A 15826-nucleotide genomic window follows, 5' to 3' on the forward strand; every position below is an offset into this window, starting at 1 on the left:
CCGGCTGTAGTGGGGGCGTAGCTCAGCTGGGAGAGCGTCGCGTTCGCAATGCGAAGGTCAGGAGTTCGATCCTCCTCGTCTCCACCAACCCGATGTCCCGCAGCGTCCCACGGATGCCCGGCGGAAGAAACGAAGCCCCTGGCCGCAGCGCCCGGGGCTTTTTTCTTGGTGGCCGATCGAGCCGGCACATCCGGCCCCGCGAGCCGGGAAACACCTCCACCCCCGATGACCGGCGGTGGGTGCAGGAAGATGGCGTCCGACAGGCTCATGCGCACGACCCACCATCATCACGTCTACGTCGTCGAGCTGGCCGACCAGGTCTGGAACGAAGCGCGTTTCCGGCGCTGCAACCCGGACTACCGGCTGGGCAAGCCGCTGGTCTACGTCGGCATGACCGGCCTCGATCCCGACCTGCGCTTCGACCGCCACAAGGCGGGCATCCAGGCCAACCGCTACGTGTTGCGCTACGGCTTGCGCCTGCTGCCGCATCTGTACGAGGTATACAACCCGATGCCGTATGCAGCCGCCTGCGAGATGGAAGTCGAACTCGGCATCGCCTTGCGGGAGGCGGGCTACGGGGTGTGGCAAGGCTGAACGGGCACGGGCCGGCATCGGCACCCGTGGCTGGCGCGCCCGACGGTGCCCGATCAGCGTGGCTGCATGCGCTCTCCACCGGCAGCGGCTGCCTGTGAGCGCTCCAACCGTTCGTACCAGTCCGCGTAAGGCGTGTTGCGGGCCAGCTTGCGGTTGTAGTCCGGTGCGCCATCGGTCCACCAGACCGGCCCGCGCTCGCCCAGCGCGGTCTTGACGGCATCGACCCGCCGGCGCGCGTCCGCCCGCTCCTGCGCCGGTCGGGTGCCCCTCAGCGCCCGCCGCGCCGACATCAGTTGCTGCACCAGTTCCTGCCGCACCGTGGCTGGCAGCGCGGGATTGGCGGCGCGCCAGAGGCGGCCGCGCACCACCAGATAGCGCCCGTCTGGTGTCATGGGGGCATCAGGGCGCATGAGACTGGGCGCCTTGCGGGTTGTCGCGCAGCACGCCGGGTTCCCGTCACCGGGCCGGCCGTCGGGTGATGCGCAGCGTGCGCGGACGGCCCATGCCGGGCGCCTCAGGACGCCGATGCGTCGTTGGCGCCCGTCGTCGCGGTGCGTGGGTCCCGGCGACGTCCATCGTAGAAGCGGAAGCCGGGGTCGTCGGTGGTGGCCTGCCCCGCCTGGTGGAGGGCCAGCGCGCGGTCCATGTCGGCTTCGCCCGCCTGCCACCGTTCGCCGATCGACCGCGCGGAGAACTCCATCGCCTTGGCGCCGAGTTCGTGCACCGGCGCCCGGTAGGCGATGAGCACCAGCTCCAGCTCGTGTACCTGCACATCGTCCAGCCACGGCGCCAGGCTGTTCAGGTCGATGGCTTGCGCGGCCAGCCGTGACTTCACCTCCGCCAGGCTGCGCTGCAGGCGACGCGCCTTGCGGACCGCCGCGATGGTCCGCAGGGACTGGGCGCTGAACAGGATGTCCTGCGCCCGTTCCAGCGCGGTGTCCATCGAGGTGGGTGCCTGACCCACGGAGTCGAACAGGTCCACGGCGAAACAGGTCAGGTCGCCCGTGGGTGCCTCCAGCAACGGATCGAGCGGCAGGTTGGCCTGCATGCCAGGGTCGCCGAGCAGCCGTCCATCGATCCGCGCCGGCGGAAAGCCGGGGATGAAGGCGGTGCTGGCCAGCACGTGGCGCGGCTCGATCACCTGCTTGCGGCTGTCGAAATAGACCGGCGAGCCATCGAGCAGGTCGACGCAGGTGAGCACCACCGCAGGCCCTTGCTGGTTCAGGTAGTCGAAGTCCACCAGGCGCTCCAGCGTGCCCACCAGCGGCAGCGGGTCGAACAGCCCGACGTCGGGCGGCGTGCCGGGCAGCAACGACAGGAAGCCGCTCGGCCGCGGCCTGAACAGGCCGGGTCGCCCGACCATCAACGCCTGCGTCGCCTGCAGCTTGTTGTAGAGATCGCGCATCCAGCCGTTGGGCACGCCGCCCCCGTAGATGCTCGGCGCAGCCGCCTGCCGCCAGAACTCCTCGAGCCGCGCCACCCGACGCTCGGGCGGATTGCCGGCAATGAGGGTGGCCGTGACGGCACCGATGGACGCGCCGCTGATTACCTGCGGCTCCATGCCGGCGCGGTGCAGCGCGGCATACGCGCCGGCCGCATAGGCGCCCAGCGCATTGCCGCCGGACAGCGCCAAGCCGATTTGAGGTTTCATCCAAGCTCCTGTGTGCGCAGCAGCTTGGCAAACGGGTTGCCCAGCCCGCAGGCTGCCCCGTCCGTCGACCCAGGCCATCAGCTTCACCGCCATCGGGAAGGTGAGGAAGGCCAGCAGTTGCCCGACTTGGCATCCAGCGCGATCACCTGCTCCCCGGCGTGGCCACGTCCATGTAGCCGCCATTGACGATGGGGGGCGCCTGGTGGCCTTCGGTCTGGCCCGTGGTGTACGACCACGCCAGCTGCAGCTTGCCGACGTTGCGGCGGTCGGTGCGCTCCAGCGGGCTGTAGCCCCAGCCGGCGTAGTTGCCGCGGTACTGCAGCCAGTTGGCGGGCTCGGGCGACTGCACCCGGGCATCGGTCACGGTGGGATAGGGGCGGGACCAGCACGCGGCGATGCTCGCCGCCAACTTCATAATCGCGCGGCTGCGCACGCAGCGCCGCCCTGGCGCGGCCGAAGGCAGCGCGGAAGCGGCCGCACCGGCCTGACGGGCAACCGGGTGCGGCGATGCACGCGCCCACCGGCCACATCGCGAAGCGCACCCGCGCCTGCGGCCGTGCGTGCACCTTCGACGACCCAAAGGAAGCAGCGTGGCGAACCAGACCGACATCCAGCCCGACAGGCCGAGGCCGCCGCGGCGCGCCTGGTGGCATCGCCTGCTGCGCGCATTGGTCGGCTCGGTGCTGCTGCTGCTCATGGGGCCGCTGGGGGTGCTGGCCTTCGGCGACGTGGATCTCGAGCGCCCCTGGTACGAAGGCAGCCAGGACCGGGTCGGGCTGGCCCCCGATGCGGCCACGGTGCAGGAGGCCGTGGTGCAGGTCTACGGAGCGCGCACGGTGCGCTGGCGCGGCGCCTTCGCCATCCACCCGTGGATCGCCGTCAAGCGCAGCGGGGCGACCGAATGGACGACCTACCAGATGGTCGGCTGGCGCAGCTGGCGAGGCGGCGATGGTGTCGTCGAATCGAGCACCGATGCGCCAGACCGACGCTGGTACGGCGCCGAGCCCATGCTGCTTGCGCAGCGTCGCGGACCCGGCGTGGACGCGCTCATCGATCGCATCGAGGAAGCGGTGCGCGGCTATCCCTGGTCGCGCAGCTACCGGATCTGGCCCGGGCCGAACAGCAACACCTTCGTCGCCTGGGTGGCCCGCCAGGCGCCGGAGCTGGGTCTCGACCTGCCCGCCACGGCGATCGGCAAGGACTACATCGGGCCCACGACGCTGCTGGCCCCGGCACCCAGCGGCACTGGCTGGCAGGTGTCGGTCTTCGGGCTGCTGGGCGCGACGGTGGCCCGCACCGAGGGGCTGGAGCTCAGCCTGCTCGGCCTGAACGTCGGCATCGACGTGGATGACCGGCGCCTGCGGCTGCCCGGCGTGGGCTTCTGGCCGGGGCCTGCCGACACGACGAGCGCGACGCCGCCGCCGGGGATCGAGCCCTCGCCGCCCTGAGCGCCGGGATCATTTCGCGGACCGGATGAACGACGCGATGCCTTCGCCCGCCGCCACCGGATGCTGGTGCTGCGGGCCGTGGCCGGAGGACGGGAATGTCAGCAGCCGGACCGTGGGCAGCACCTGGTTCAGGGCGTACCAGTTCTCGACGGGGAAGATGATGTCGTGGTCGCCGCCCACGTGCAGGATGGGGACCGTGGTGGTCTTCATCACCTGCAGAACCGCGTCCGAAGGGAACAGCGGGCTCTTCGGCGAGGTGCCCAGGTACTCCCTGGCCCAGCCGTGCGGGACGGGCATGCTGCGGCCCGCGGTGCGCGACGCCATGCGATCGACGGACCGCCGCGCCGCCTCGCGGCTGGCCGCCGACTTCGGCTCGAAGAACAGGATGGTCTGGTCCTCGAGCGTGTAGTCGGGGATGTTGGCAGTGTCGAAGAAGAGCTGCTCGGCGGGCTTGACGTTCGGGCCAGGTGGCACCGAACCGATCACCACCACGTGCGAGACCTGCTGCGGAAACAGCGCCAGGAAGACCTGCGCCGCGATGCCGCCCAGCGACCAGCCGGCGATCACCGACCTGCCCAGCTTCAGCGCCTTCATCAGGTCGCTCGCGTCCTTGGCCAGTGCCGCCGGATCGTGATTGGGCACACCGGTCCACAGCCCGCTGGATGCGATGCTCATGTCAGAGGACTCCTGGCGGGTGGTGGTGGGGCGGTGCTGGATCGGATGGCCGGTGCTGCGCGTCATGGCTCGAGCACCGCCGGGGCGGCCAGGGCCTGCACCAGGTTCGCGGTGGCGACGATCGCGTGCGCATAGGTGGGGCCGTTGATCTTGTGGGCGGCGTCCATCGCCTCCCGGGTGAACGCGGCCGTCGCATCGACCACCAGGGTGACGTGGTAGCCGAGTTCCGCCGCGAACTTGCCGGTGGATTCGACGCAGGTGTTGGCCAGCAGCCCGACGAGGATGACCTTCTCGACGCCGTGCCGGCGCAGCAGCAGGTCCAGGTCGGTGTGCGCGAAGCCGCTGGAATGCCAGTGCTCCTTGGCCACCACGTCGCCCTCCTGCGGCACGAAGTCGGGATGCCACTCGCCACCCCAGCTGCCTTCGGCGAACACCTGCATCCGGTCGCCGCCCAGGAGGTAGGGCGAGGCGTTCTTCCACAGGCTGAAGTCCGACGGCCGCGCCCGGTGGTGCGGCGTGAAGAACACCCGGATGCCAGCGGCACGGGCGGCTGCGACGACGCGGCGGAGGTTGTCCAGCGTGCCGGTCGCGTCGAACACCTGCTTCGCAAGACCGTGCAGCTTGCCGCCCTCGCTCAGGAAGTCGTTGTACGGGTCGATCAGCAGCAGTGCCGTATCGGTCCTCGAGTAAGAGACGTCCATGTTCCTCTCCGGTGGTCGGCGGGTCTGCCGGGCCGACCGGGCACATGCCAGGTCGGCGCCGCCAGCATCGCCGCCACCGGCACTTGCCGCATCCGCCTGCGGAGCGTCAGCGGGTTGCCACCGGAGCAAGGACGGCGCCTTGCGCTTTGGAAGTAGGCCGGTGCACGATCGGAGAGGACGGCATGGCGACATGGCCCGCAGCCAGCAGGCCGCGGCGGCCACGGCGCGCGGCAGCTTCAGCCGCGGCTCATACTCCGGCCGTCGCCCCGAACGGCGCAAGGTCGTCGGGCCGGAAGCCCGACCGCCTCACCGCAGGCACGGCCCGCACGCAGGTGCCTGACCTGCCACAGCCCGGAGCACGAACTGCCATGAATCCACACTTCCGACCGGTCGCCCTCGAACATGCCAGCCGGCTGGTCAACCACGGGCCCACGGTGCTGGTGACCAGCGCCCACGGCGCCCAGCGCAACGTGATGGCGGCGGCCTGGTCGATGCCGGTGGAGTTCACGCCGCCGCGCATCGCGGTCGTGATCGACAAGCAGACCTTCACCCGCGAACTCGTCGCGGCGAGCGGCGCATTCGCGCTGTGCCTGCCCGGCACCGCGCTGGTGGATGTGACCTATGCCGTCGGCAGCACGAGCGGCCGCGATGGCGACAAATTCGAGCGCCTGGGCATCGTCGCGCGGCCGGGTCCGAAGCTCGGCATGCCGCTGATCGAGACGGGCTGCGCGGCTTGGCTGGAATGCCGGCTGATCCCCGAGCCGCACACCGAAGCGGCCTACGACACCTGCTTCGCGGAGGTGGTGGCGGCCGCCGCCGATGAACGTGTCTTCTCGAACGGCCGTTGGCGGTTCAGCGACGACAACCTCGAGCTGCAGACGATCCACCACCTGGGCGCCGGCCACTTCGTGCGGGCCGGTGGCGTGCTGCAGGCCAAAGCCCTGCCTGCGGGCTAGCGATCGGCAGCCGCCGCGGGGCGGTGGCCGCTGATGGCGTGCAGCAGGCCGCGCCAGCGCGACCGCAGCGGACGGGGCGCAGCGGCATCCGGCCCCGGCTGCGCCAGCGCGCCGTCGGGATGGGTGGGGTCTTCCACGTCGTGCAGCACGCTGCGCAGGAAGCCGGTGTCCATCAACGCGCCTACCGATGCCGGGCAGAAGCGCAATGCGTTGGAGTTGAACTGCATGACGATCCTTTCCGCACGGGAGGCTGGGTGAAGGCCCAGGCTTTCAGTATAAACTGTTTATACCGTATACACAGTTGTAGAAAGCACCATGACCAAAGTGACCCGCCAGCGCAAAGCCACCGTCGCCACCCAGGTGGCCGCCCTGCCCGCCACGTCGACGGACACCGCCACCCTGGCTGCGAAGGTCGAAGCGCCGGCGCAGGCCAACGGCGTGGTGGTGGCCCGCTCAGCGGCCAAGCCGGCCATCAAGCTGCAGGCGCCGCCCGCCGAGGCCGCCAAGCCGGGCAAGGCAGGCAAGCAGCACGGCAAGAAGGCTGACGCCAGGTCCGCCGCCAAGCCGGCGCAGGAGGCGCCCAAGCCCAAGGCCAAGCTGGTGCGCGACAGCTTCACCATGCCCAAGGACGAGTACGAACTGCTGGCCGTGCTGAAGCAACGCGGCACCCAGCTGCAGCGGCATGTGAAGAAGAGCGAGCTGCTGCGCGCCGGCATCGCCGCGCTGCACAGCATGTCGGACAAGAACTTCCTGCTGGCGCTGGACCGCGCGCCCAGCCTGAAGACCGGCCGGCCGAAGGCGGACGCGGCGACGGACGACGGCACCGCGGGCTGAGCACGCTCAGTTCGGCGATGCCGCTGCATCCAGCGGCATCGCCAGCACCTGCAGCACCGACGGCAGCGCCAGCTCGTACAACTCGTCGGGCGTGCGGCGCGGGCCCGCGGCAGCGGCAGGCAGCAGTGCCTGCGCCTGCTCGCCGAGCAGGCTGCGCAGCACGGGCAGCGGCAGCAGCCGCTCGGGCGCCGTAGCGCCGCCCGGCAGCGCCAAGCCCAGCAACCGGCCGCCCAGGTCCAGCACCAGCGCCCCCGGCAACTCCGCCGGCACGCCCACACCCAGCGCCTGCGCGGCATCGCCCATCGGCCGGCCGAGGAAGCCCATGTGCAGCGCCGGCCAGACAGGCGGCGTGGCGTGGCCGGCCTGGGCAGCCGGCTGCGGCAGGCGCAGGTGTCCCACCACCACCGCCGGGCTGCCGGCAAAGCCTGGCTGCGCCGCGGCGGCCAAGGGCGCGGCGCCTTCCAGCGGCGCCTCCAGCACCGCCAGCGCCAGGCCGTTGGCGGGCCCCGGCTGTTGCTGCAGCGTGGCGGCGCGCGTGCGGCCCAGGCCGTCCCGCACCCAGAGCCGGGCGGCCGGCGGCGTTCCTTCGGCCGGCAGCATCAGCAGCGCATGGCTGCCGCCCGGCAGCAGCAGGCCGCTGGCCACCGCGCGGGCACCAGGCGGCACCACCGCGCCGGTGGCGACCGGCCCGATGTCGCCCGGCGGCACCACCGGCTGCAGCGCGCCAGGCTGCAGGCCGGCCAGCGCCTGGCGGGCGCCCAGCAGCAACGCATCGTCGGGCAGGCGCTGCAGGCCGAGGCTGAGCTGGGCATCGGCAAAGGCGGGCTGGCCGCCCAGCGCCGCCAGCCAGGCATACAGCGCCCGTGCCTGCGGCACGTCGGCATGGGCGCCGGCGGCATGGGCCGCGAAGGCCAGGGCCTGCCGGTAGGCGCCGCGCTGCATCATCTGCTGCACCATCAGCAGCTCGGTGTCGGCCGAGTGGCGCATCGCGGCGGCCTGGTCCAGCGGTGCCTGCGCCGCGGCCGGCTCACCGGCCTGCAAGGCCTGTCGTGCCCGGGCGAGCAGCTGCTGCCGGCCGGCCTCCTGCTCGGGCGACAGCGGGCCGCGCGGGCCGAGCACCGGCTGGGCGAAGCGCGGCAGCTCCAGCGGTGGGATGGCCGAAGCCGGTGGCGCGGGCTGCGCCAGCGCCGCGGCTGCCGCCAGGCCCAGCAGCGCCGCTCCGGCCCGTGCGTGGCAAGCGCGCGGCAAGCCGCTCAAGGCAGGCGAACGATGCGCGGCTTGCGCAGCGCCGGGACCGTGGGGTCGTAGGCGGCGGCCGGCTGCTTGTAGCCGGCCAGGTAGGCGACCAGCGCGTCGATGTCCTGCGCACCGCCCTGCACTGCGGCGCCGTCGGTCAGCACGCTGAAGCCGTCGCCGCCGGTGGCCATGAAGTTGTTGACCGTGACGCGGTAGGTGCGAGTGGGGTTCTGCACCACCCCGCCGACGACGATCTGTTCGGTGGGGCCGGTGGCCACCGGGGGCACCGACTGCAGGTCGGTGGGCGTGAAGGCCACGTCGGTCACCTTGGCACAGGTGGGGCCGCTGGCGCTCCAGCGGTACTGCAGGCCGTTGGACACCTGCAGGATGCGGGTCACCGTCTGGCCGTTGCAGCCGGCGAACTGCTGCTCCAGCAGGTTCTTCAGCTGCAGCGCGGTCAGCGTCATCGTCACCAGGCTGTTGCCGAAGGGCTGCACGGTGAAGGCGTCGCCATAGGTCAGGTCGTACGGGTAGGTGCCCGCGGCATTGACGAAGCCGGGGTTGCGCACGCCGCCGCCGTTCATGAAGGCCATGACCGCGCCACCCAGCGCCGCGGGCTGCGTGGCCTGCAGCTGCGCATCGGCGATGAGGTCGCCGGCCTGCATCTCGCCGGCGGCATCGGCCGAATTGCTCAGCGGCGCGGTGATGCGCCCCACCACCTGGCTGGCCAGCGGCGACACCGCGTTCTTGTACGCCGCCACCACGTTCTTCACCTCGGGGTTGGCGTTGATGGCCGCGGTGATGTCGGCATCGGTGCGGTCGATCAGGCGGTTGACCGGGCTCACTTCCAGCACGTCGCGGGTGGTGGCATCGATCTTCAGGTCCACCTCCGTCAGCACGCGGCCGAAGGCGCTGGCGCTGGTCACCGGGACCTTGCGGCCGGCCTTGTTGGGCAGGCCGGTGCTGCGGGCCACGCTGCCGTTGTCCAGCGTGTTGCGCGAGCAGTTGTAGGCCGCATGGGTGTGGCCGCTGATCACCAGGTCCACCGCGTTGTCCAGCTTGCTGACGATGTTGGCGATCTCGCTGCCGGCCAGGTCGCCCACGCAGCCGTTGATGTCGCTGTTGCCGGCGCCCTGGAAGCCGCCCTGGTGCACCAGTACCACGATGGACTCGATGCCCTGGGCACGCAGCCGCGGCACCAGCTCGTTGACCGTCTGCGCCTCGTCGCGGAAGCTCAGGCCCGCCACGCCGGTGGGCGTGACGATGCTGGGCGTGCCCTTGAGCGTCATGCCGATGAAGGCCACCTTCACCTTGCCGAAGCTCTTGATGCCGTAGGCCGGCAGCAGCGTCTTGCCGGTGGCCGTCTCCACCACGTTGGCCGACAGCCAGCGGAACTTCGCGCCGTCGAAGCTGCCCGGCGCGGCCGAGCCGAAGCCGCGGCAGCTGTTGGCGTCCGGCGCGCCGGCGGTGATCTTGCAGCCGCCGTTCTGCAGCCGGTGCAGCTCGTCCTTGCCCTTGTCGAACTCGTGGTTGCCCACCGCCGAGAACTCCACGCCGATCTTGTTCAGCGTCTCCACCGCCGGCTCGTCGAAGAACAGCGACGAGATCAACGGCGTGGCGCCGATGAAGTCACCCGCGCCCACCACCACGGTGTTGGGATTGCTGGCGCGCATGCGGGCCACGTAGGCGGCCAGGTAGTCGGCGCCGCCCACCGGCGGTCGCTGGGCGGAGGGCACGGAGGTGTTGGCGCCGAAGGTACCGGGCGATTCCAGGTTGCCGTGGTAGTCGTTGAAGCCCACGATCTTGATGCTCACCGGCGCGGGCGCGGTGGTGACGGCGCAGGCCGACAGCACGGTGCCGGCCATCGCCGTGGCGGCGAGGATGCGCAGCGTGTTCATTGCGCACCCCCTTGCAGGCGGCGGCGCAGGCCGAAGCCCACCAGCGGCAGGCCGGCCAGCAGCATCAGCAGGCTGCCGGGCTCGGGCACCGGGCTCACCTGCAGGCGCAGGCCGCCGACGGTCGCGTTCAGCGGCACGCCCTCGAAGGTGGCCGACTGCAGCAGCTGGCCGCCCAGCGTGTACGAACCCGCCTGCAGCGTGAAGACGCCGCGGCTGTAGCCACCATCGGCCAGCGCGGCGTCGAAGTCGACGCCGATGGCCGTGCCGGCCGCACTGGCCACGGCGCTGGTGCTGCCCAGCGGCAGGCCGCCGAGCGTGAGGCTGAACACGTCGCCGGCGAAGCCGCCGTCCACCACCGTCAAGGTGCCGGTGAAGCCGGTGGGCACGCTGAACTCGAAGGTCTGGGCCAGGCCGGTGTCGGTGTCGATCCAGCCGAGGCCGCCGCCCTGCGCGGTCATCTCGTCGATGTAGAACTCGGCCCACTGGCCATCGGCCTGCAACTCGACGGCATGCGCCTGGGGGGACGCAAGGGGCAGGCAGGCCGCCAGCGACAAGGCGCAGGCGGCCGCAATGCGGCGCTGGTGGTTCAAGTCGATCCTCCTGGATGGGCGTGGAATCCGCCCGTTGCCGCACGATGACGCAGGCGTTTGACGCGGGTATGACAGGCCAGCCTGGGCCGTCGCGGCCGCGGGCTGTCATGCGCCTGCCATGCGGGCGGGCTACCGTTCGGTTCGCAGCGCCCCCACCAGCCCACACGCCCGATGACAGCCATGAACTACGCCGTGACGGTGACGTCGGTGCCCTTCGTCGGCTTCCTGTCCTTCTGCCGCGACCTGCCGGAAGTGCAGGCCTTCGCCAGCGATGCCCCGCAAGCCCTGCGCCTGGCAGCCGACCAGATCGCGCGGGTGCTGCACGAGCACCGGCACCAGGGCCGGGCCCTGCCCCGTCCCAGTCCGCTGCAGCCCGGTGAATGCTGGCTGGCGCCCTCGCCCGACTGAACCCCTGCTGTCCTGAAGTTGCCCCGATGGCCCCTACCCGCCGCGTTCGCAAGAAAGCTGCCGACCCCGCCGATCCCGCCGAATTCGAACGCGTGTTGCGCGCCCATGTGCGCAGCCGCGCCGCGCAGTGGCTGGCCGACCCGCGCCTGACCAGCGTCGGCCTCACCCGGCCCACCACCGCCGCCGGACGAAGGGGCCCCTGGACCGTGCAGTTCACCGTGGACTCGGCTGCGGTGCCCGAAGGCGCGCTGGCCGCGGCGCGGCCGGTGGACGTGCCGCCGGTCATCCGCATCGGCGATGTGGACGTGCCCACCGAGGTGGTGCCGCGCAGCTTCAAGCCGGCCTACCTGCCGGTGGCCCTGCCGGCCAAGGACCCGCGCAAGGTGCGCGCCGAGGTGGTGTCGCCTGGCCTCAGCGTGGGCAACCTGCACACCAGCGCCGGCACCATCGGCGCCTTCGTGCGCGACCGGCGCAGCGGCGAGCTGCTGCTGCTGTCGAACTGGCATGTGGTGCACGGCCCGCAGGCCGCGCTGGGCGTGACGGTGGTGCAGCCCGGACGGCATGACGACAACCGCGTGGAGGCCAACGGCATCGGCGTGCTGCTGCGCAGCCACCTGGGGCCGGCGGGTGATTGCGCGGTGGCCCGCATCAGCGGCCGCGGCGTGTCCAGCCAGGCCTGGGAACTGGGCGTGTCGGTCACCGCCATCGGCGACCCGGAGCTGGGCGATGCGGTGGTCAAGAGCGGCCGCACCACCGGCGTCACCCGCGGCCGCGTCACCCGCATCGAGGTGAACACCCGGCTGGACTACGGCGGCGGCGTGGTGGCCATCGTGGGCGGCTTCGAGGTGGGCCTGGACCCGCAGGCCCTGCCGCCGGATGGCGAGATCTCGCGCGGCGGCGATTCGGGCGCCGCCTGGATGGCCGTGGACCGCCGCGGCAAGCCCGCGCCGGTGATGCTGGGCCTGCATTTCGCCGGGGACGCGGAGCGCAGCGAGGGCGAGTTCGCGCTGGCCTGCTATGCCCAGTCGGTGATGACCGCACTGGACGTGGAGCCGGCCGGCGAGCTGGCGCTGCCGCCGGTGGCCCAGGGCGGCGACGATGCGCTGCGCGCCGGCTATGACCGCGACTTCCTGGGCCGCGCCATCGTGCCGCCCACCTTCACTGCCGCACGCCGGCGCGACCTGGCGGTGCTGGAAGGCGATGCCGAGCTGCGCTACTGCCACTTCTCGGTGTGGCTGAGCCGGCAGCGCAAGTACGCGCTGTGCGTGGCCTGGAACATCGACGGCGCCAGCTTCAAGCGCCTGAAGCGCACCGGCTTCCAGGTGGACCGCCGCGGCGACCTGCCGGCCCACCAGCTCACCGATGCCATCTACCGCATGAACCCGCTGGACCGCGGCCACATCGCGCGCCGCGCCGACCTGTGCTGGGGCCCGATGGAGGAGGCCCGCCAGGCCAACCGGGACAGCTTCTTCTACACCAACATCGTGCCGCAGCACGAGGCCTTCAACCAGAGCGGCAACACGGCCGACGACCCCGAGGGCGGCCTGTGGGGCCGGCTGGAGAACACGCTGTTCGATTCGGAGAAACCGCGCGCGCTCAAGCTCACGCTGATGGCCGGCCCGGTGTTCGGTGCGCAGGATCGCCGCTTCGAGCAGAACGGCGAGCAGTGCCTGCTGCCCGACGAATTCTGGAAGGTGGTGGCCTATGTGGACGAAGCCAGCGGCGCACTGCGCGCCTATGCCTTCCTGCTGACGCAGAAGCACCTGCTGGGGCCGCTGGCCGAGGGCCTGGAACTGGCGCCCTGGGTGTGGGCGCGCATCGGCCTGGCCGATCTGGGCGAGCGCACCGGACTGCGGTTTCCCAAGGTGCTGCTCGAACATGAACAGCCCTTCGCCGCGGTGGAGTCGGTGCTGGACGGCCCGCGCCTCAGACTCATCCACAGCGACGACCAGTTCTTCAGCCGATGACCTTCGACATTGCCGCGCTGATCGAGGCGCGCGCGCTGACCATGCACTTCCAGCCCATCGTGGCGATGAAGGACGGCAGCATCCTGGGCCATGAAGCGCTGGCCCGCCCCACCACCGGCCCCTGGCCCAATGCCGATGCGCTGTTCACCGCGGCGCGCCAGGAAGGCCTGAGCATCGAGCTGGAGCTGACCTGCCTGCGTGCCGCGCTGGTGGCCTGGAGCCGCCAGCGGCCCAGCGGCAAGCTGTTCATCAACCTCAGCGCCACCGCGCTGGTGGAGGTGCTGCAGCAGCAGGATGCCGCCAGCCTGGTGGAAGTGGTGCGCAGCCGCGGCGTGCCGCCCAGCGCGCTGGTGATCGAGATCACCGAGCACGAGCACGTGCGCGAGGTGGAACGCCTGCAGCCCGCGGTGCTGGCGCTGCGCCGCCAGGGCGTGGCCTTCGCACTGGACGACTTCGGCGATGGCCGCTCCAGCCTGCGGCTGTGGTCGGAGCTGAAGCCCGAGATGGTGAAGATCGACAAGTACTTCACCCGCGACGTGGCCAGCCATGGCGACAAGCTGCAGACCATGCGGGCGCTGATCCACATCGCCGAGACCTTCGGCTCGTCGCTGGTGGCCGAGGGCATCGAATCGGACGAGGACCTGCGGGTGGTGCGCGACCTCGGCATCGGCTATGGCCAGGGCTACGGCCTGGGCCGGCCGCAGGCCCGGCTGGTGCAGGCGCCGCTGCCGGCGGCCCTGGCCGTGCTGGGCAGCCATGAGGTGGCCGTGCTGCCGCAGCAGCGGCGCGCCGCCAACCACGGCGGCCTGACCGCGGCCAAGCTGTGCCTGCCGCTGCCGCCGGCCAGCGCCGCCATCACGCATGACGAGGTGTTCGCGCGCTTCCAGGCCGACCCCGCGCTGCATGCCATCGCGGTGGTGGAGGACGAGCGCCCGCTGGCGCTGCTGAACCGGCAGCAGTTCATCCATGCCTATGCGCAGCCCTTCTTCCGCGAGCTGTATGCCCGCCGGCCGGCACAGCTGCACGGCAACCCCGATGCCCTGCAGGTGGACATCCACACCGGCATCCATGAGCTGACCTCGGTGCTCACCTCCAGCGACCAGCGCTACCTGACCGAAGGCTTCATCGTCACCGAGAACGGCCGCTACCGCGGCCTGGGCACCGGCGAGCAGCTGGTGCGGGCGGTGACCGAGGCCCGCATCGAGGCCGCGCGGCATGCCAACCCGCTCACCTTCCTGCCCGGCAACATCCCGATCAGCGACCACATCGACCGCCTGATCGACAGCGGCTGCGAATTCGCGGCCGGCTATGCCGACCTCAACCACTTCAAGCCCTTCAACGACCAGTACGGCTACTGGCGCGGCGACGAGATGATCCGGCTGGTGGCGGCGGTGATCGTGGCCCATGCCGACCCGCAGCGCGACTTCGTCGGCCATGTGGGCGGCGACGACTTCATCGTCGTCTTCCAGAGCACCGACTGGCGCGCCCGCTGCGAGGCCATCGTGGCCGAGTTCAACCTGCGCGTGCGCGACCTGTTCGATGCGCAGGCCCTGGCGGCCGGCGGCCTGCAGGCGGAAGACCGCCATGGCGTGATGCGCTTCCATCCCTGCACCACGCTGTGCATCGGCGTGGTGCCGATCAAGCCGGGCGACTACCGGCGCTCCGACGGCGTGGCCAATGCCGCCGCGGCTGCCAAGCGGCTGGCCAAGCATGGCGGCTGCGGCGTGCATGTGCTGCAGGCGGTGCCGGTGCACACCGCCACCGCCTGAGGCGGGCGACGCACCCGCGGCCCGGCCCTCACGCCAGCGGCTGGCCCTGCCGGCGCTCGATGAAACAGCCGCTGCGTGCCAGGCCCTTGGCCTGCTGGCGCAGCTCGGCCAGGGCGGCTGACAGCTGGCGCACGCTGGCGAAGCGGCCGGGCTGCACCGGCAGCGCGCCGCCCACCAGCAGCGGGATGGCATGGAACACCGGCCGGCCGCGCCGGTCGGGTGTCTCGTAGCCGCCGGCGGCCACGTGGGCCGGTTCCAGCAGCGCGCGCATTCCGCCATCGAAGGCTTCGCACAGGCGTTCCAGCCGGGGCCCGGCCTGCAGCGAGGCCATCACGCAGACGAAGTCGTCGCCGCCGATGTGGCCGACGAAGTCGCCGTGCTGCTCGGCATCGGCCAGCAGCAGCCCGGCGGTCATGCGGATCACCTCGTCGCCCGCCGCATAGCCGTACAGGTCGTTGAAGGCCTTGAAGCGGCTGATGTCCCAGTACACCAGCAGGAAGCGCGCGCCCTCGTCCAGCAGCCGCGCCAGCTGGCGGTCGATGGCCAGGTTGCCCGGCAGCCGGGTCAGCGGGTTGGCGTTCTGTGCAGTCACCACCTGCAGGTCCGCAGCGCCCGCAGCAGCTCCGACGTGCGGCCCACGCCGACGTAGCAGCCCTCGCGGGTGATGACGAAGCCATCCACCATGAAGCGGTCGTCGATGTTGGAGATGGCCTCGCTCATGGTGCGCAGGCTGGCGCTGACGTCGAACACCAGCGGGTTGGCGTCCATCAGCAGCCGGCAGCTGGCGCGGCCATGGATCTCCAGGAAGAAGCGCTCGGCGCCGCGGTGCAGCACCAGCAGCGAGCGCAGCAGCCCCAGCGGCCGGCCCGCCTCGTCCACCACCGGCACCGAATACAGCCGCGGGTCGCGGCGGAACATCTCGATCACCTCGGCGCAGCTGAGCGCGGGCGTGGCCACCGGGCCGTCGTGCGCCAGCTGCCCCGCGGTGACGGCGGCCACGTCGGCATCCACCACGCGGCCGCCGGCGCCGTCGTCGCGGCTGTCACCGGCAACTTCTCCCGCGCTGTGCTGCTGCGCTGGTTGCCGCTGGCCACGATGC

The 15826-nt window shown here is 71.6% G+C and carries 18 protein-coding genes and 1 tRNA gene; 8 read left to right on the forward strand and 11 right to left on the reverse strand.

Annotation, left to right across the window (positions count from 1 at the left end; genetic code table 11):
- Positions 1 to 11 precede the first annotated feature (11 nt).
- Both VO99_RS22175 and VO99_RS22180 read left to right on the forward strand, forming a co-directional pair.
- Positions 12 to 87 (forward strand) — tRNA-Ala (locus VO99_RS22175).
- 180 nt (positions 88 to 267) lie between these two features.
- Positions 268 to 594 carry a hypothetical protein gene (locus VO99_RS22180; RefSeq protein ID WP_083440833.1) on the forward strand — a complete coding sequence of 109 codons (327 nt, stop codon included), beginning with the start codon at positions 268 to 270 and terminating at the stop codon, positions 592 to 594.
- A 53-nt stretch (positions 595 to 647) separates the two neighbouring features.
- Here VO99_RS22180 and VO99_RS22185 read toward each other — a convergent pair whose 3' ends face one another.
- The 3 genes from VO99_RS22185 to VO99_RS22195 form a co-directional block, all read right to left on the reverse strand.
- Positions 648 to 986 (reverse strand): hypothetical protein, encoded by a 339-nt coding sequence (locus tag VO99_RS22185; protein ID WP_232315469.1) that lies wholly within the window; start codon positions 984 to 986, stop codon positions 648 to 650.
- Positions 987 to 1108: 122 nt separating this feature from the next.
- Complete coding sequence (locus VO99_RS22190; RefSeq protein WP_157039702.1) at positions 1109 to 2338, reverse strand: patatin-like phospholipase family protein; 1230 nt, start codon at positions 2336 to 2338, stop codon at positions 1109 to 1111.
- A 49-nt stretch (positions 2339 to 2387) separates the two neighbouring features.
- Complete coding sequence (locus tag VO99_RS22195; protein ID WP_046115127.1) at positions 2388 to 2660, reverse strand: hypothetical protein; 273 nt, start codon at positions 2658 to 2660, stop codon at positions 2388 to 2390.
- A 175-nt stretch (positions 2661 to 2835) separates the two neighbouring features.
- Here VO99_RS22195 and VO99_RS22200 point away from each other — a divergent pair, with 175 nt between their 5' ends.
- Positions 2836 to 3693 (forward strand): DUF3750 domain-containing protein, encoded by an 858-nt coding sequence (locus VO99_RS22200; RefSeq protein ID WP_198157017.1) that lies wholly within the window; start codon positions 2836 to 2838, stop codon positions 3691 to 3693.
- A 9-nt stretch (positions 3694 to 3702) separates the two neighbouring features.
- Here the strand turns inward: VO99_RS22200 and VO99_RS22205 are convergent, their stop codons facing one another.
- A complete protein-coding gene (locus tag VO99_RS22205; protein ID WP_052736550.1) occupies positions 3703 to 4434 on the reverse strand; it encodes an alpha/beta fold hydrolase in 732 nt (243 codons plus the stop codon).
- A complete protein-coding gene (locus VO99_RS22210) occupies positions 4431 to 5069 on the reverse strand; it encodes a cysteine hydrolase family protein (protein WP_046115128.1) in 639 nt (212 codons plus the stop codon). Before VO99_RS22210 ends, VO99_RS22205 begins: the two co-directional genes overlap by 4 nt.
- Before the next feature lie 368 nt (positions 5070 to 5437).
- Here VO99_RS22210 and VO99_RS22215 point away from each other — a divergent pair, with 368 nt between their 5' ends.
- Complete coding sequence (locus tag VO99_RS22215) at positions 5438 to 6025, forward strand: flavin reductase family protein (protein WP_046115129.1); 588 nt, start codon at positions 5438 to 5440, stop codon at positions 6023 to 6025.
- On the opposite strand, the gene VO99_RS30445 is transcribed toward VO99_RS22215, so the two are convergent.
- On the reverse strand, positions 6022 to 6252 hold the full coding sequence (locus VO99_RS30445) for a hypothetical protein (protein WP_157039703.1): 231 nt from the start codon (positions 6250 to 6252) through the stop codon (positions 6022 to 6024). The two genes, VO99_RS22215 and VO99_RS30445, sit on opposite strands and share 4 nt — an antisense overlap.
- Before the next feature lie 88 nt (positions 6253 to 6340).
- Between VO99_RS30445 and VO99_RS22220 the strand changes: the two genes are divergently transcribed.
- Positions 6341 to 6859: a hypothetical protein gene (locus VO99_RS22220; RefSeq protein ID WP_046115130.1), complete on the forward strand. Its 519-nt coding sequence runs from the start codon at positions 6341 to 6343 to the stop codon at positions 6857 to 6859.
- A 6-nt stretch (positions 6860 to 6865) separates the two neighbouring features.
- Here the strand turns inward: VO99_RS22220 and VO99_RS31905 are convergent, their stop codons facing one another.
- The 3 genes from VO99_RS31905 to VO99_RS22235 are packed head-to-tail and all read right to left on the reverse strand — an operon-like array spanning position 6866 to position 10583.
- On the reverse strand, positions 6866 to 8107 hold the full coding sequence (locus VO99_RS31905; protein WP_046115131.1) for a hypothetical protein: 1242 nt from the start codon (positions 8105 to 8107) through the stop codon (positions 6866 to 6868).
- A gap of 5 nt (positions 8108 to 8112) precedes the next feature.
- Positions 8113 to 9993, reverse strand: a complete 1881-nt coding sequence (locus tag VO99_RS22230) for a bifunctional metallophosphatase/5'-nucleotidase (protein WP_046115132.1) — start codon at positions 9991 to 9993, stop codon at positions 8113 to 8115.
- Positions 9990 to 10583, reverse strand: coding sequence for a PEP-CTERM sorting domain-containing protein (locus VO99_RS22235; protein ID WP_046115133.1), 594 nt, complete (start codon positions 10581 to 10583; stop codon positions 9990 to 9992). Before VO99_RS22235 ends, VO99_RS22230 begins: the two co-directional genes overlap by 4 nt.
- Before the next feature lie 180 nt (positions 10584 to 10763).
- On the opposite strand from VO99_RS22235, the gene VO99_RS22240 reads away from it, so the two are divergent.
- The 3 genes from VO99_RS22240 to VO99_RS22250 are packed head-to-tail and all read left to right on the forward strand — an operon-like array spanning position 10764 to position 14727.
- A complete protein-coding gene (locus tag VO99_RS22240; RefSeq protein ID WP_046115187.1) occupies positions 10764 to 10991 on the forward strand; it encodes a type II toxin-antitoxin system HicB family antitoxin in 228 nt (75 codons plus the stop codon).
- Positions 10992 to 11017: 26 nt separating this feature from the next.
- Positions 11018 to 12958 (forward strand): DNA/RNA non-specific endonuclease, encoded by a 1941-nt coding sequence (locus VO99_RS22245; protein ID WP_052736551.1) that lies wholly within the window; start codon positions 11018 to 11020, stop codon positions 12956 to 12958.
- Positions 12955 to 14727 carry a phosphodiesterase gene (locus VO99_RS22250; protein ID WP_046115134.1) on the forward strand — a complete coding sequence of 591 codons (1773 nt, stop codon included), beginning with the start codon at positions 12955 to 12957 and terminating at the stop codon, positions 14725 to 14727. Before VO99_RS22245 ends, VO99_RS22250 begins: the two co-directional genes overlap by 4 nt.
- Before the next feature lie 28 nt (positions 14728 to 14755).
- Here the strand turns inward: VO99_RS22250 and VO99_RS30945 are convergent, their stop codons facing one another.
- Both VO99_RS30945 and VO99_RS30950 read right to left on the reverse strand, forming a co-directional pair.
- Positions 14756 to 15319, reverse strand: coding sequence for a GGDEF domain-containing protein (locus VO99_RS30945; RefSeq protein ID WP_198157019.1), 564 nt, complete (start codon positions 15317 to 15319; stop codon positions 14756 to 14758).
- Positions 15316 to 15738: a CBS domain-containing protein gene (locus VO99_RS30950; protein ID WP_232315472.1), complete on the reverse strand. Its 423-nt coding sequence runs from the start codon at positions 15736 to 15738 to the stop codon at positions 15316 to 15318. The genes VO99_RS30945 and VO99_RS30950 overlap by 4 nt, the downstream gene beginning before the upstream one ends.
- Between the last annotated feature and the right edge of the window lie 88 nt (positions 15739 to 15826).

It is taken from the genome of Aquincola tertiaricarbonis, assembly GCF_000969605.1.
Classification (GTDB): domain Bacteria; phylum Pseudomonadota; class Gammaproteobacteria; order Burkholderiales; family Burkholderiaceae_C; genus Aquincola; species Aquincola tertiaricarbonis.